The sequence below is a fragment of the Ruegeria sp. BB5 genome (assembly GCF_056539405.1).
In genome coordinates this window covers 49684-65018 of sequence record NZ_JBQFUX010000007.1, presented here as the reverse complement: position 1 = coordinate 65018, position 15335 = coordinate 49684, and the positions used below count along the sequence as shown (strand labels likewise).

Annotated in this window: 14 protein-coding genes; 2 read left to right on the top strand and 12 right to left on the bottom strand. The window is 55.3% G+C overall.

Annotated elements, in window-relative coordinates; translation table 11 throughout:
• Positions 1-3: 3 nt before the first annotated feature.
• The 5 genes from ACR0DL_RS15595 to ACR0DL_RS15575 all read right to left on the bottom strand — a co-directional run bounded on the left by ACR0DL_RS15595 (position 4) and on the right by ACR0DL_RS15575 (position 6006).
• Positions 4-2070, bottom strand: a complete 2067-nt coding sequence (locus tag ACR0DL_RS15595) for an oxidoreductase (RefSeq protein WP_480690051.1) — start codon at positions 2068-2070, stop codon at positions 4-6.
• A 93-nt stretch (positions 2071-2163) separates the two neighbouring features.
• Entirely contained in the window at positions 2164-3219 is a 1056-nt protein-coding gene (locus ACR0DL_RS15590; RefSeq protein ID WP_170413609.1) for an ABC transporter substrate-binding protein, read from the bottom strand.
• The gene (locus tag ACR0DL_RS15585; RefSeq protein WP_170362043.1) at positions 3216-4331 is read right to left on the bottom strand and encodes an ABC transporter ATP-binding protein; all 1116 of its coding nucleotides are present in this window, start codon (positions 4329-4331) and stop codon (positions 3216-3218) included. Before ACR0DL_RS15585 ends, ACR0DL_RS15590 begins: the two co-directional genes overlap by 4 nt.
• A gap of 20 nt (positions 4332-4351) precedes the next feature.
• A complete protein-coding gene (locus ACR0DL_RS15580; protein WP_170350831.1) occupies positions 4352-5146 on the bottom strand; it encodes an ABC transporter permease in 795 nt (264 codons plus the stop codon).
• Positions 5143-6006, bottom strand: coding sequence for an ABC transporter permease (locus ACR0DL_RS15575; protein ID WP_170350830.1), 864 nt, complete (start codon positions 6004-6006; stop codon positions 5143-5145). Before ACR0DL_RS15575 ends, ACR0DL_RS15580 begins: the two co-directional genes overlap by 4 nt.
• Before the next feature lie 190 nt (positions 6007-6196).
• Here ACR0DL_RS15575 and ACR0DL_RS15570 point away from each other — a divergent pair, with 190 nt between their 5' ends.
• Positions 6197-6838: a TetR family transcriptional regulator C-terminal domain-containing protein gene (locus ACR0DL_RS15570; protein WP_170350829.1), complete on the top strand. Its 642-nt coding sequence runs from the start codon at positions 6197-6199 to the stop codon at positions 6836-6838.
• 166 nt (positions 6839-7004) lie between these two features.
• Here the strand turns inward: ACR0DL_RS15570 and ACR0DL_RS15565 are convergent, their stop codons facing one another.
• Together ACR0DL_RS15565 and ACR0DL_RS15560 are read right to left on the bottom strand one after the other, a co-directional pair.
• Positions 7005-7394, bottom strand: coding sequence for an ectoine synthase (locus ACR0DL_RS15565; RefSeq protein WP_170350828.1), 390 nt, complete (start codon positions 7392-7394; stop codon positions 7005-7007).
• A 15-nt stretch (positions 7395-7409) separates the two neighbouring features.
• Positions 7410-8159, bottom strand: a complete 750-nt coding sequence (locus ACR0DL_RS15560; protein ID WP_480690049.1) for an SDR family oxidoreductase — start codon at positions 8157-8159, stop codon at positions 7410-7412.
• Between the two features lie 118 nt (positions 8160-8277).
• On the opposite strand from ACR0DL_RS15560, the gene ACR0DL_RS15555 reads away from it, so the two are divergent.
• Positions 8278-9156 (top strand): LysR substrate-binding domain-containing protein, encoded by an 879-nt coding sequence (locus tag ACR0DL_RS15555; protein ID WP_480690047.1) that lies wholly within the window; start codon positions 8278-8280, stop codon positions 9154-9156.
• 24 nt (positions 9157-9180) lie between these two features.
• On the opposite strand, the gene urtE is transcribed toward ACR0DL_RS15555, so the two are convergent.
• Genes urtE through urtA form a run of 5 tightly spaced genes read right to left on the bottom strand, consistent with a single transcriptional unit; the run spans position 9181 to position 15143 of the window.
• Positions 9181-9876 carry an urea ABC transporter ATP-binding subunit UrtE gene (gene urtE / locus ACR0DL_RS15550; RefSeq protein ID WP_480690045.1) on the bottom strand — a complete coding sequence of 232 codons (696 nt, stop codon included), beginning with the start codon at positions 9874-9876 and terminating at the stop codon, positions 9181-9183.
• A gap of 3 nt (positions 9877-9879) precedes the next feature.
• Entirely contained in the window at positions 9880-10620 is a 741-nt protein-coding gene (gene urtD / locus ACR0DL_RS15545) for an urea ABC transporter ATP-binding protein UrtD (protein ID WP_480690043.1), read from the bottom strand.
• On the bottom strand, positions 10617-11846 hold the full coding sequence (urtC, locus tag ACR0DL_RS15540) for an urea ABC transporter permease subunit UrtC (protein ID WP_480690041.1): 1230 nt from the start codon (positions 11844-11846) through the stop codon (positions 10617-10619). Before urtC ends, urtD begins: the two co-directional genes overlap by 4 nt.
• A 3-nt stretch (positions 11847-11849) precedes the next feature.
• Positions 11850-13802 carry an urea ABC transporter permease subunit UrtB gene (urtB, locus tag ACR0DL_RS15535; RefSeq protein ID WP_480690039.1) on the bottom strand — a complete coding sequence of 651 codons (1953 nt, stop codon included), beginning with the start codon at positions 13800-13802 and terminating at the stop codon, positions 11850-11852.
• A gap of 60 nt (positions 13803-13862) precedes the next feature.
• Complete coding sequence (gene urtA / locus ACR0DL_RS15530) at positions 13863-15143, bottom strand: urea ABC transporter substrate-binding protein (RefSeq protein WP_170362035.1); 1281 nt, start codon at positions 15141-15143, stop codon at positions 13863-13865.
• Positions 15144-15335: the final 192 nt, after the last annotated feature.

Here is a 15335-nt window from a genome sequence, read left to right as displayed (position 1 = left end):
ACCTCATGCAGATTCAAGGGAAACGATTTCCCGACGGAAAAATTCACGGTCGATGTCGCCCGCGTCGCGTTCAAAATTCCTGGCTGCCATGTGGCCCGAATATACAGCGTCAGCGATCAAACCGGGGTTTGCCGCATCACCGATCAGTTCCAGACTTGTCAGTGGCTTGTCGGGCAAATTTCGCAGTTCCTCATAAAGGGCAGTCTCTCGCGCGCGCTGCGTGACCAAAACAACTGATGCGCACTCGACGCTTTGTTCGCGTCCGGTATAGGCGCATTGAACTTTCGCCATTCCGGGCGTGATTTCGACCAGGGTCTGGGACAACACCAGCCGAACACCTTTTTCCAACAAGCCGCGTTGCACTTTGACCTGTTCCAAGGTCAATTCAGTGAAAGGTGAAACCATCGAGGCCGGGGTTACAAAGACGACCTCTCGCCCGGCCTGCGCCAGATGATCCGCCAACACACCACCGAGATAGGCCTGATCATCATCGTAGACCATAATCGGGCCATCCCCCGGCATTACCCCTGACATGATGTCGTCCGGAGTGAATACTTGTGAACCTACCTCTATCGATACGCCCCGAAACGCAGACTTCCCGCGACCGTCTCGCCGCCATGACGCGCCAGTTGCCAGAAAGACATTCGGAATGCCCAACTCGATAACCTCGCTTGCTGACAAGGAACTGTCGGTGAACAGTTGCACGTTCCCGCGTTGCTGCAAGTCATAGATCCTGTGATCTGTCACGCGCCTCCATGCGGATAGCCCGGCCAGACCGGATTCCTGCAACACGCGCCCCCCAAGCTCTTGCTTGGCTTCGGCCAAGGTTACGTCATAGCCCCGACGCGCCAATTGCATGGCGCATTCAAGCCCGGCGGGACCGCTGCCGACAACAAGCGCGGCTTCTTCTTTTCCTCGGCTCTCTATGATTTCAGGATGCCATTTCCGGCGCCACTCCTCCCCCATCGTCGGGTTTTGAGTACATCGGATAGGAACGCCCAGCGCGTCGGAGGACACACAGATATTGCAGCCAATACACTCGCGAATTTCCTCGATCCGACCTTCCTTTATTTTGTTGGGAAGAAACGGGTCGGCAATGGATGGTCGCGCTGCGCCGATGAAATCAAGGATACCTTTCCTGACAAGTGACACCATCAAGTCCGGAGACGTGAAACGCCCGACACCCACAACAGGCTTGGACGTCACCTGTTTGACGAATTCAATGTATGAGGTTTGAAAACCGTCGCGGGGCTCAAAACGTGTCGTCGCCGAGTCATTGCTCCAGTCCGCGACGTTGACGTCCCATAGGTCTGGCAGGTCTGCCAGCAATTCGACTACGGCACGGCCTTCTTCCTGCGCCTGCATCCCGTCTGATCCCAGCATTTCATCAACTGCGAAACGCAAGGCGATAGCACACTCATCCCCGACCTCTTCTCTGGTTTCTTCCAGAAGCTCTCGGGTTAAGCGCACCCGGTTCTCCAACGAGCCTCCGTATTCATCCGTTCGGTCATTGAACTGAGGCAGCAGAAAATGATGCGGCAGGGTCATGTGATGACCGGCATAAACATACACGATGTCAAAGCCCGCCTCGCGCGACCGCCGCGCCGCCGCGCGGTGCCACTTGCGAAACTCGCGAATGTCCGACTTATCCATCGCCCGAGCCTGTTTGGGATACGCTGTTTGCAAGGCAAGTTCTGACGGGCCTAGCAAAGGCGCGCGGCTCAGGTGGTTCTGCGCATGGTGGCCGTTATGTGCCAATTCAATGGCCGCCAACGAACCCTTGGCATGAACTGCATCGGTCATCAGGCGCAGCGCTGGAATATCCCGTTCGTCCCATAGTCGGTTTTCCGCATATGGGGACAAATCTGAAGTGGGATGAATTTCCGTCTCCTGATTGGACACTACGGCCCAACCACCCTCAGCCTTCATTGCCCGCATGGCAGCTTCGGCCTGCGGTCGCAGATGTCCCATACCATTGCAGTGGGGCACCTGATAGAACCGGTTTCGGGCCGATACTGGCCCGATCTGAATCGGTTCAAAGAGAACAGAATATCCGTCAGCGCCTGACATTGTCGCGCTTCCTCCAGAAAATTTGGAAATGGTTCTGTGGGATCGGCGGGCTTTCTAAGGCACCGCCAATCCCAGTTGTGTAGTTAGATGGTTCTAAAAGCCCGCTTTGATGCGCTCGAACTCCTTCAACATCTTCGCTTCAATCTCAGGATTGACCGCGTCGAAGAACAGGCTGCCGTCAAAGAAGCTGTCCACGTCCGAGAACCCGTAGGTCTCAATCAACTCTGGATCAGCTTGCGCAAATGCGTCTTCATTGGCATGGGCATAACCCCAGCTTTCGATGATATACTTACCGCTGGCGGCCGAGCTGAGCGCGTTGAGCATGTCGTAGACCTGTTCATCGGACTGTTTGGCAGACTTCAGATGCACGTAACCACAGACCCAGGTGGCGATGCCTTTGTCCACATCACGCATCATGACTGCCGGGGTTTCGTTCCAAATCAGGTTCAACTCCGATTGGTTCCAGCCCCAACCCAGGGTCACCTCACCACTGGCAATGGCTTGATCCAGTTGACCTGCATCAGACCAGTAGAAACGTACATTGGGATGAATTGCCCGCAGGTAATCCGCCGCCTTCTGGAACTCCTCTTCGCTCATATCGGAATAGCTTGAGGCACCAGTTGCCAGTGCAGCCATGGCGAACGCGCTGGAGGCTGCATCCGGAACGGCAACCTTGCCCTGATAGGCCGGGTCTAACAACAATTGCAGCGAAACATCATCAGCCGAAATCATGTCGGTGCGGTAGATCAGGCCAGTGTTCCCCCATTCGAAGGGTACCATATAGGTCTGCCCGTCGATCGTGATACCATCGACCTCTTTGATCTTGGGCATCAGTTTGTCCCAGTTTTCCAGCTTGCTGGTGTCAATCGGCTTGATCATATCCGCTGCGACCCATTTTCTCAGGGCGTCCGTACACGGATGGGCCAGATCGGCCTCAAACCCGGATTGAAGTTTGGTGAAAGCCTCTTCCACGCTGCCGAAATAAGTGTAGCTGGGCGGCCCGCCGTATTTTTCGACGTAATCACCAAAGAATCCCTGATCCTCATATCCGGACCAGTCGAAAACGGTCAGATCAGCCGCGTCGGCCAATGCTTGGCTTGCCGTGAAGGTGGCAACCACTGCTGCCGTAAGTGATGCTGTTTTATTCATGTGTTTCCTCCCAAAGATTCACGTTTGCCCAAGTCGATCACCGAGGCACTTTGAACCCCAAGCCAGACGGTATCGTCGCGGCTGTGATCAACTGTGTGAAAGTAGTTTGGCACTGCAACGGCGATGCTTTCCGGCAACCCGTCGACGCGCACATAATAGTGGACGCTTTCGCCATAGAATGCGACGTCCGACACCTTGCCCTGAACATGCGCGTCGTACCCATCCGGTTTTTCTGCGCTGATCTCCAATTGCTCGGGGCGAACGCCGACCAATAGATCCATGTCATGCACCTGAACGTTGGGGTTCACCCCAATAGTCATCGAGCCAAACCCTTGAACATTCACGTCCAGCGTGTCGGCGTTCTCAGCAGTCACTTCGGCATTCAGAAAGTTCATCCCGCCGATGAAAGAGGCCACTTCTCGGTTGCAAGGTTGGGAATACAGAACCTCGGGCTTGTCGACTTGCTTGAGCTGCCCAGCAAACATGACCCCGATCCGGTCGGACATGGTCATCGCCTCATACTGGTCATGCGTGACCATGACGAAGGTAATGCCAAGCTTTTGCTGCAGGCGGCGCATTTCCAATTGCATCGCTTCGCGCAGGTTTTTGTCCAGCGCGGATAATGGTTCATCCAGCAGCAACACCTTGGGTCGCATGACCAATGCGCGGGCAAGCGCCACACGCTGCCGTTGCCCACCTGACAACTCATTGGCCTTGCGATCTTGCAAGCCGCCGAGTTCCACCATCTCAAGCGCCTCGGCAACGCGTTCCTTGATTTCATTTCGCGACAGCTTTGTCTTTCGCAAGCCGAACCCGACATTGTCACCCACATTCAGATGCGGAAAGATCGCATAGCTTTGGAACACCATGTTGGTGGGCCGCTTGTTGGCGGGCACCTCGCCCATCGTCCGTCCGTCAATCCGGATCTCGCCCTCTTCGTGATCCTGAAACCCCGCGATGATGCGCAAGGCCGTTGTCTTTCCGCAGCCCGAAGGCCCAAGCAGCGAAAAGAACTCGCCCTCTTTCAAGGTCAGGTTCAGGTCGGACACGGCCACAAAGGAACCAAAGCGTTTTTCGACGCCCTGTATTTCGATGATGTTCTGTTCGCTCATCAGGTTGGTTTCCTTAGGTTTCAATCTGAGGATTGGATGGAACGGCGGCGGAAATATTCGGCAATCAACAGCAGCAGAACCGAGGACAGCAAAAGCAGCGACCCCAGCGCCAGTGTATTAGGCAGCTTTGCCGGAAAGCGGATCTGGCTCCAGATATAGACCGGCAATGTCGGGCTGTTGCCGGACAGGAAGAAGGCCAGAACAAACTCGTCGAATGACACGGTGAACGTGACCAAAAGACTGGCGATGATGCCCGGTGCAACGATTGGTAGGGTGACACGCCGAAAGGTTCCCACAACGCTTTCGCCCAGATCAAACGCGGCCTCTTCCAACGACTGGTCGAAATCGTCAAAGGCGGATTTCATGATCGACACGGCAAAGGGCAAGGCAACAAAAACATGGCCAAGGATCACTGTAGTCAGCGATGGCTTCAGTCCGACGCTGATGAACAGCACCAGCATGGAACTGGCAACGATAATGCCCGGAACGACCAGCGGGAGCATGACCAGACCTTCGGAGAATTCCCGCCCTTTGAACCGGTACCGGACATAGGCGCGCGCAGCGAAAAGGCCCAGAGACGTCGCCATCAAGGCAGTCACGCTGCCAACGATCAGCGAGTTCACCATCGCTTGAAGCAGCGTGTCCTGCTGACCCAACTGCGCGTACCATTTCAGCGTAAAACCCTTTAACGGGAAGGCCACGATGGTTCCGTCATTGAACGAAAACAACGGCAAAAGCAGAACCGGCAGGTAGAGAAACACCAGGTAGGCGATCGCGTAAACAAGCAACCATGGGATACGAATGGCCTTGGTCATCTGATCCTCCGCCCCAGAGCGGTGACGACCACCACGAACAGGATTGCAACGCAGCCGACCGAAAGCATGGCAAGCAGAGACAGGGTTGCACCCAAGGGCCAATTATTGGCCGCGCCAAACTGCACCTGAATCAAATTAGCCACCATTTTCCCCTGCGAGCCACCGACCAGGGCCGGCGTGACGTAGTCGCCCACCGTGGGGATGAAGATGATCAAGCAGGCGGCGATGATCCCTGGCACAGTCAGAGGCAAAGTCACGCGCACAAACCGTTCCAGCTTGCTGCACCCAAGGTCGGTTGCGGCCTCTAACAAGCTGCGGTCGATCTTTTGCAGCGACACGTAAATCGGCAGGATCGCAAATGGCGCCCATGCATGTGCAAGTGTAAGGACAACGGCGAATTCATTGTAGAGCAGGAAGGTCAGTGGTTCCTGTATCAACCCCAGCGAAATAAGGGCCGAATTCATCACCCCATTAAAGCCTAGGATCAGTTTCCAACTGAACACCCGCAGCAGGTAGCTGCTCCAGAAGGGAATGGTGATCAGCAATAGCCAGAGGGTCTTTTTCTGCGTCCGAAATGCGATGAAGTAGGCAATCGGATAGGCCAGACCGACTGTTGCCAGCGTCACCGCCCCCGCTATCGCAACCGATCGGATCATAAGATGCCGGACCAACGGATCGGTGAACGCCTCTTGGTAATTCGCCCATGTCAGCGTGCGGTCAATCTCGACATAGGTCTGGGTCCAAAAGCTGTAGGCGACAAGAATGCACAGGGGCACGGCCACAAGCAGACCGACATAGAGCGTCGCAGGCGCGCTCAGTGCCAGGCCCTTGCCCATTTCACTTCGTATGACTCCAGCCATGCTTCCCTGCTGAACTTTGCTTTCGGTGGCGCGACAATATCGATCACAAAATGGACAATCGTCCATTTAAATCTGGAATTTTAGGGCTAGCTGTGTCAACTGATATTTTCACAACCGGGGCTGGCCAATTTCCCAAAGGCCATTAGAAGGACCCGCAAGAGACTGAAAACAAACAAAACCACCTGATCAGATGACTGGAAGACGACAAGAAATTCGAGAACGAAACCGCCTATCACTGATCGAGGCGGTACTCGACTCGGTCGCAGAAAAGGGGATTTCCGAGACGTCGGTCAGCGAAATCATTCAACGCGCCGATTTATCCCGCGGCATGATTCACCTTCATTTCGGGGGTAAGGACAACCTTGTCGACGAAGCTGCGCGCTATTCGTCCGAGCAATATTACAATGGCATTTATGCCATGCTGGAAACGACCGGACAAACAGGCCAGGAACATATTGAGATGATCGTTCGGGGTGACTTGAGCGAAGCCATTCTCAATAAGAAAAACGTCGCAATATGGTACGCGTTTCGAGGTGAGGCCAGGAACAGAGCGGCAATCGCTGCGTTTTCAGATACCCGCGATGCAAAGCTTCGGAAACTGATCTTCAACGCGTTCGCCCGCATAGCGAAAGAGACTGAAATCGAACACCCAAATCAAGTTGCGCGCGACGCCACTCACGGCACGCTCGCCATGTTGGAAGGCATGTGGACTGACTACCTGCTTCACCCGGATTCCTTTGATCGCGACGAAGCAATGCGAATTGTCTTTCGGTTCCTGAGGGCAATGTTCCCCAAACATTTCGACCTTAGTGGCGCCCGGTTATATCAATGAAGCTTGCGACACAGTGCCTGTCTGGCCACTTTAGCTTGGGGTACCCGACAAGGTTTGCGCTTTCCTTCTTGTGTTGCAGTCACAAGACTGACTGAACGCGCCAGGTTTCCATACATAAGATTGCCTACAGCAATAGGCGTCCTTCGGTGGTTCGTCCCTGCCCTCATCAGGATTCAGTCGGCGCATAGCTTCCGTCTTTGCGATGCACTTCGCGCCCGCTGAGTGGCGGATTGAAGACGCAGACAAGCCGCAAATCAGCGTCTGTTGCGCGAACGAGGTGCCGGTCATGTTGATCCAATGCATAAAGAGTAAATGGCTCAAGCGAATGCCAGGTTTCATCGCCTGAGGTCTTTATCTGCCCTTTGCCTTCGATACAGTAACACGCCTCTAGATGATGGGTGTATTCAAGCTCAAGCATTTCACCCTTTTTGATGATCGTATCCGTAAGCGAAAACCCCATGCCATCAGATGCCAGCAACAGTCGTCTGCTGTTCCAACCCGGACCGGAAACATCCCGATCTGTACCTAGGATTTCATTGAGTGCCCTAACAATCATATTTCTGCCTCGTTACTACCGAACCGCGCGGTTCATCCCGCCGTCGGACAATATACTCTGACCGTTAATATACCGGGCTCCCTCGCTGGCAAGAAAGACACAAGCCTGTCCAATCTCTTCAAAAGTTGCTGACCGCTGAGCGGGAATTTCACGGCGGGCCCGTTCGGACAGGTTTACGTTCTCGCAGAAGCCGGGCAGCAGGTTATTCATTCGAATATTGTAACGTGCATAGCGATCCCCATAGAGCTTTGAGAAACTGTGCAAAGCGCCGCGCAGCATGCTCATGGGATAGGGCGCACGTGGTTCGATTGTGTTCATGGACGAAATATTTACGAAAGCGCCCCCGCCTTGTTCAATCAAGATGGGCGTGACGACACGAGCAATCTTGACGACGTTCAGCACATACATGTCCAGACTTTCGTGCCACAACTCATCGCTCAGCTCCAAAAGCGGTCCGTCAAAGTCGGGGTCGAATCCCACCGTTTTGATGGCTTCGGGCACCGTTCCGCCGTGGCCCATGTTGCTGACGATTGCATCAATCCGCCCATATTCGCTCATGGTGCCGTCGATCATTGCTTGCAGATCATCGACATCCAGCACAGAACCGCGGCGGCCGATGCCCCCAAGCTCCTCGGCCAGTTCGACCGAGCGGTTCGACGGGGACATCAGCGAGACCTTGTAGCCTGCTTTTGCCATTTCGACCGCACAGCCCCGGCCAATGCCTTGTCCTGTACCTGTCATCAGCGCGACTTTGGATTCGGGCATGGGAATTCCCTTCTTTATGCAAGCAGAGTATGAGATTTTTTGTGTTTAAATCAGTCTAACTTTTTACAATTAGGCCCACCTATCGAAATTTTGGCACGTTACTGTTAGATTTTCTCACATGATGGAAAACCTCAGACACCTTCGTGCCCTTCAGGCGTTTGACGAAACTGCAACCCATTCCAGCCTGACCAAGGCAGCGGGTGTGCTGAACGTCACCCACGGAGCGATCAGCCGACAAATAAAGTTGCTGGAACTGCACCTTGGGGTGACACTCTTTCATCGCCGCCCCAACGGCGTTGAATTGACCAAAGCCGGCAAACGCCTGCACCACTCAACACGCGGGGCATTTTCTGCATTGCAGTTGGGCGTGATGGAGGTGAAGCGATTACATCACCGCCAGTCGATTACAGTGTCTTTATCCACATCATTGGCGCTCAAATGGCTTGTGCCGTTACTAAGTTCGTTTCAACAAGAACATCCGGGTATCGCGCTATTGCTGGACACAAATGATGCCTTTGCCGACTTCGATACGTCCGAGGTTGATGTAGCCCTGCGATTTGGAGAACCGGGTTGGGACGGGCTTTATCACGAGCAAATAAGACAAGAGGAGCTGGTCGTCGTAGCCGCGCCATCGCTTGTCGAGAATACACAGCTGCCAATGCGTGCCACTGACATCACCGATCTTCCACTGTTGCACGATGCCTTCAACATCGGCTGGGAAAGCTGGGCCGCGCAAGTTGGTCTGAACGCGGATCAGATCAACTCGCAGAGCATCAAATACGTGGATAGTGCTGTGCTTTTGGAGGCCGCGATTGACGGACAGGGCGTGGCATTGGCAAGACACCTATTGGCGGCGAGAGACTTGGAAATTGGTCGTCTGATCCGTCTGGACGAAAGCCATGTTCCGCTGGATCGCGGGCTCTACTTTGTCTGTCGACCCAGCGATCAGGATCGAGTCTCGGTGAGAATTTTCAAGAAATGGCTTTTGTCGATTTGACCTACGGGTTTCATCAAATTCCCACTAGACGGATACGGCCTGCAACACTTGATCACGCGTAAGGTTATCTCTTGTGCCTTTGATCATGACTTCGCCACGCCGTAACACGACAAGCCTGTCAGCAAGGTCATAGGCAAAGTCGAAATACTGCTCGACCAGAACAATTGCCATTCTACTTGTCGTTCTGAGGTGCCGGATCACTTCGCCAATCTGTTGGATGATGTTCGGTTGAATGCCTTCGGTTGGCTCGTCAAGCAGCAACAGGTTCGGCTTTGTGATCAGCGCCCGCGCGATGGCCAGCTGTTGCTGCTGGCCGCCGGAAAGGTCACCGCCGCGCCGGTTCTGCATCTGTTTGAGGACCGGGAACAGGTCGAATATCTCATCCGGGACGAAATGCTCACTGACAGGCAGGCAAGAGAACCCAGTTTCCAGATTCTCGCGAACTGTCAACAAAGGGAATATCTCGCGCCCTTGCGGGACATAGGCCACACCTTTCCAGGCCATCCGATGCGCAGGTAAGACACCCAATTGTTCCCCGTTAAGCTCCAGTTTTCCACCGGAACGCGGATGCGTGCCCGAGATTGCCTTCATCAGGCTGGTTTTCCCGACACCGTTGGTCCCCATGACGCAGGTCACTTCACCTTGCCTGGCTTCCATGGAAATCCCGTTAAGAATTTGCGAGTGCCCATAGTGCAAAGTCAGATCGGTCAGCTTCAGCATTGTTTAGCGCCCCAGGTAGACATCGATGACGTCCTGATTAGATGTCACGTGATCAAGACCGCCCTCGGCCAAAACAGATCCTTCGTGCAAAACCGTGACCTTGCAGTTCAGACGCCGCACAAACTCCATGTCATGCTCAACCACCACAACAGCGCGGGTTTTTGCAGCCTGAACAAGCAAGTCTGTAGTGTGTTCACGCTCTTGCGGTGTCATGCCTGCGGCGGGTTCGTCAACCAATAGCAGACGTGGGTCTTGTGCAAGCAGCATGCCAATTTCCAACCACTGTTTCTGCCCATGGCTCAGTTCACCGGATTTGCGGCTTAGTTCCTGATGCAAACCAATTTCGGCGGCCAGATCTTTGACTTTCTGCAGATCATTTGCCGAAGGGCGATAAAGTAACACACCCAGCCAACCACGTTTGTTTTTAAGTGCCATCAGCAGGTTTTCCTGTACGGTCTGATCTTCGAAGACGGTTGGTTTCTGAAACTTCCGCCCGATCCCTGCCTGCGCGATTTTTGCCTCGGTCATGTCCAACAAAGAAATGGACTTCTTTCCCCAGATAACCCGCCCCTCATCAGGTCGTGTCTTACCTGTGATGATGTCCATGAACGTGGTCTTGCCTGCACCGTTAGGGCCGATTACAGCGCGCAATTCGGCATCACCAATTTGGAACGACAAGTTATTGATCGCGCGGAAACCGTCAAAAGTGACCGAGACGCCGCTCACCTCTAGCAGAGTACTCATTCAATGGCCTCCTTTTCACGCAACGCTCCGTCATCGGGGCCCAGGTTGGCACCGTGGCGATCCGGGTGCCGCCGGTCGCTCAATAAGTCGAATAACCCGCCTATCCCTTGCGAAGCGAACAGAGTGACCAGCACGAACGAGACGCCCAACAGCACCTGCCACCAGTCGACCCATTTGATGGTGTAGAAACCCAACGGAATGTTGGGCGCTTGCCCGCCGGTGAACCAGGTGCTGAGCAGGCTTACAAACGCCGCACCGATCACGGCACCATAGAGACGCCCGCGCCCACCGATGGCGACCCAGACGGCCAGATAGATAGACGCGATGGGGGCCATCTCCTCGGGGTTGATGATGCCTGCCTGCGGGTAATAAAGCGCACCCGCGATGGCGGCTGTGCAGGCGGTCAGGGTGAAGACGGTCAGCTTGTAAACCTCGACCGAATATCCAAGAAACCGCACCCGCGCCTCGTTATCGCGGATGCCGCGGATGACCGAGCCAAACTTACCCGAAACGATCCACGCCGCCAGCATGTAACCCAGTCCCAGCGCCAATGCCGAAGCCCAGAGGAACCAGATCGACACCACGTCCTGCGAGGCGGTCACGCCGGGCAAGTTCTGCAAGCCCGACAACCCGTTGTTGCCACGCAAACCGCTGTCGTTTTGGAACAGATACAGCGCCAAGGCCAATGTCATCGCCTGAGTCAGGATCGACAGGTACACACCGGTAACGCGACTGCGGAAAGCCAACCAGCCAAAAATCAGCGCAAGAAGACCGGGCACCAGCACGATCAGCGCCAACTGCAGAACCAAACTGTGGGAAAATGCCCAGATCAGCGGGAATTCCGATGATCCGACGACGCCGAAAATCTGCGTCCCGATGGCGTCCACGACCTCGGACGGTGTTGGCGGGATGTCGGCCTGCGACAACGACTCGACCACGATCAGGCGGGTGCGTTCGTACATCAGCCACATGCCGATCATGTAGCCGCCCAGCCCGAAGAAGGCGAAGTGGCCCAGCGACAGGATACCGGTGAAACCCCAGACCAGATCCATCGCCACTGCGATCAGGCACAAGCATAGGGTCTTGCCCAATGTCTTGACGAAACTGGTTGAGATTACGCCGATCCCGAACCCTTCGGACAGGATGGTCACGCCCAATGTGAACAATGACAGGATGGCCAGAAAGACCAGCACAGAAGGGTTCTTGGCGACGAAGCTGCGTTCCATGTCTCAATCCCCCGCCGCGCGACCTTTGAGGGCGATGATGCCCCTTGGTCGGAACTGGATGAAAACAATGATGAAGACGATCATGTAGGTTTGTGCCGCAAGGGTGTTCGAGGGGTTCATCCACTCGATCCCTTTTTGCAGGAAGCCGATCATCCCCGCCCCGGCCAGTGCCCCCCAGATGTTGCCAACGCCGCCTACGACCACGGTCATGAAGCTTTGAACGATATAGTCGCTGCCCAGATCCGACGTGACCTTGGCAAAAAGGCCAATGGCGACCCCTGCAATCCCGGCGATGCCGGAACCCAAGCCAAAGGTCAGCATATTCACCCGCCCGGGATTGATCCCCATTGATCCAGCCATGCGTGGGTTCTGCGTAACCGCGCGCATCTCAAGCCCCAGCCGTGTGCGTTTCATGATGTTCAGGAACAGCCCCAGAAAGGTCAGAGCCAGCACGAAGATCGCGATGCGGATATAGCTGATAGAAACCACATCATTCAGCACCCACGCCCCATCCAGCCAACCCGGCGCTGTCAGTGGACGGGCCTGCGTGCCAAAAATGTTCTTGGCCAGTTGTTGCAAGGCAATTGAGATACCGAATGTCGCAAGAAGCGTCTCGAGCGGGCGGGCATAGAGCCAGCGGATCACCAACCGCTCCATCGCGACACCCATGGCGAAGGTGACGGCAAAGGCCATCGGGATCGCTACGATAATCGACAGCGTGTGGTCGGGGATGAATTGCTGAACGACATAGCCCGTATAGGCACCCATCATGATGAATTCGCCATGGGCCATATTGATCACGCCCATCACCCCAAAAGTGATGGCCAAGCCGATGGCCGCCAGAAAATAGATTGATGCCAGTGAGATCGCGTCCAGCGACAGGTCGAGTGTCTGGTTCAACCCGACCTTGAATTCAATATGATCCAAAGCCTTCTCGGCAGCGGCAGTTACCGCAGGCGAGGCCTCGCGATAGGTTTCAAAGAAGACATGTTTGCCCAGCGCGTCATCGATATCCGCCTCTGCTACCAACGCGGAAACCGCCCCCGTTTCAGCCAAGGCGGCATATGCTTGAGTGCGAGCGGTTTCGTTGTTCAATTGTGCAACCGTGACGCCACCGACACGGCCTCGGTCGATATTCGCTGACAAAGCCGTGCGGATGTCGTCCTGAGACACACGCGGAGCCGCAAGGTTGCTGGCGACCAGCAAGTCATATGCTTCGTCCCGCGACAAGGCCTCTGATCCGGGTTCCAGAACGACAGCGATATTCTCATCCGTCGGCAGATTCGGCGCGACCATTCGTGTGGTCACCACCAAAGGGTTCAGCGCCGCGCGCACGTCGACACCCAAGTCGTTTGACATTTCCTCAACCGCAGCCACGCGAGCCGCGGTGTCTGCGTCGTACCCAATGGTCAGCAATCGTTCGAGCCGCTGTTTCTGCGCCTTCAAATCTGCATCCGTTTCATCCTCGATCGAGGCGCGCAAAGGTTCAAGCAGAGCGCCTTCGGGGTCACGTTGAATAGATTGCAGAGCGGCCAGGCGCCTTTTTCGATCCTGATCGGTCAGTTGGTACTGCACCAAAGCGGTCCCGATCATGGCGCGGACGCCGCTGTTGGGTTTCAATTGTTTCAGATCGGATTTCTCGTAGGTGCCGATTACCTCGCCTGTGTCGAAATCGGTCAGCTCGTATGACCGCCCTTCAACCTTTTTTCCCGCAAAGAACAAACCATCGGATTTGCGCATCCACATGTCCTTGGCGGCCCATGTTTCAAGCATCACCTGCGCTTGTGGTAACCCACTGGCCGTAATCGCATCAATCGCCGGTTTGATCGTCTTGCGCGAGCTTTTGGCGATGATCTCCTGATGGCTTTGCAAGATCGGCTCCAGGCCAGCCTCTTGCGCGTTGGCGGGCAGGCAGGCAAACAGAATTGCGAGGCTCGCAAGGAATAGTCGAAACATGTGGTGAAACCCGTGTGTCTTGGCGGCAAGGCGGGCGATTACACCCGCCTTGCTTGCAGATTAATAGTTCGACAGGGTCTGAACGCACGTCTTGGTTTCGGTGTTGTACATACCGCAACCAAGATCCTTCCAATCCGATTTCAGGACCGCCGATTCCGGCAGGTAATCGGTCCAGGCGTCGCCTGGCACAACATCTGTCTCGCTAATGATGTCGAACTGGCCGTCTTCCTGAATCTCGCCAATCAGAACCGGCTTGGCGAGGTGGTGGTTCGGCAGCATGACAGCAGTACCACCGGTCAAGTTCGGGAATTCCTGCCCGTACATCGCGGCGCGCACAGCGTCGACTTCGGTTGAACCGGCTGCGGTCGCGGCGTTCACCCACATGTTAAAGCCGATGTAATGCGCCTCCATCGGATCGTTCGTCACGCGCCCGTCGCCCATGGTGGCTTTCCAGGTGTCAACGAATTCGGCGTTCTCATCGGTGTCGGCCGACTGAAAGTAGTTCCAAGCCGCTAGATGGCCGACAAGGTTGGCGGTATCGAGACCCGACAACTCCTCTTCCCCGACCGAGAAGGCCACAACCGGGATGTCATCCGCCGATACGCCGGACGCGGCCAGTTCCTTGTAAAAGCCGATATTTGCATCACCATTGATGGTCGAGATCACGCCAACCTTCTTGCCATCTGCGCCCAGCGCAACCACGTCAGCCACGATCTTGGACCAGTCGGAATGGCCGAAGGGCGTGTAGTTGACGAAGATATCGTCATCCGCGATCCCCTTCTGCTTCAGATAGCTTTCCAAAATATTGTTCGTGGTTCTGGGATAGACATAGTCGGTGCCAAGCAACGCAAATTTCTCGACTCCCAGTTCATCCAGGAAATAGTCGGTCGCAGGGATTGCCTGTTGGTTTGGCGCGGCACCGGTGTAGAACACGTTTTTCGAGCTTTCTTCGCCCTCGTACTGAACCGGGTAAAACAAAAGACCGTTGAGTTCTTCGATCACCGGCAGAACCGACTTGCGACTGACCGATGTCCAGTTGCCAAAGATCACATCCACCTCATGAACAGTCAGCAACTCACGCGCTTTTTCCGCGAACAAGGGCCAGTCCGATGCGGGGTCCACGACGACCGCTTCAAGCTGTTTACCCAACAGACCGCCCTTGGCGTTTTGCTGATCGATCAGCATGAGCATGGTGTCTTTCAGCGTCGTTTCCGAGATTGCCATCGTGCCCGAAAGCGAATGCAGCACTCCGACCTTGATCGTATCTTCGGCCGACAATGCAGCAGTAGCTATGGCCGCAAAGACAACCGATCCGGCGAGCGTGGATTTGAGCGGTTTCATGTAATCCTCCTGGCGGGGCCGGGAGAGAGGGCTTGCGCAAAGGCACGTTTCTCTTCTACCTGATCCCCGCAACTGTTGTTGCGTTTACGTGTGGCGGTTGTGTTCGAGGTCCAATTCGCGCAGCCGTCACACACCCCCGGGTCATCTCCGCGGTGGCACCTATACGGTTTCTGCATTGCAGCAAGATTGGCA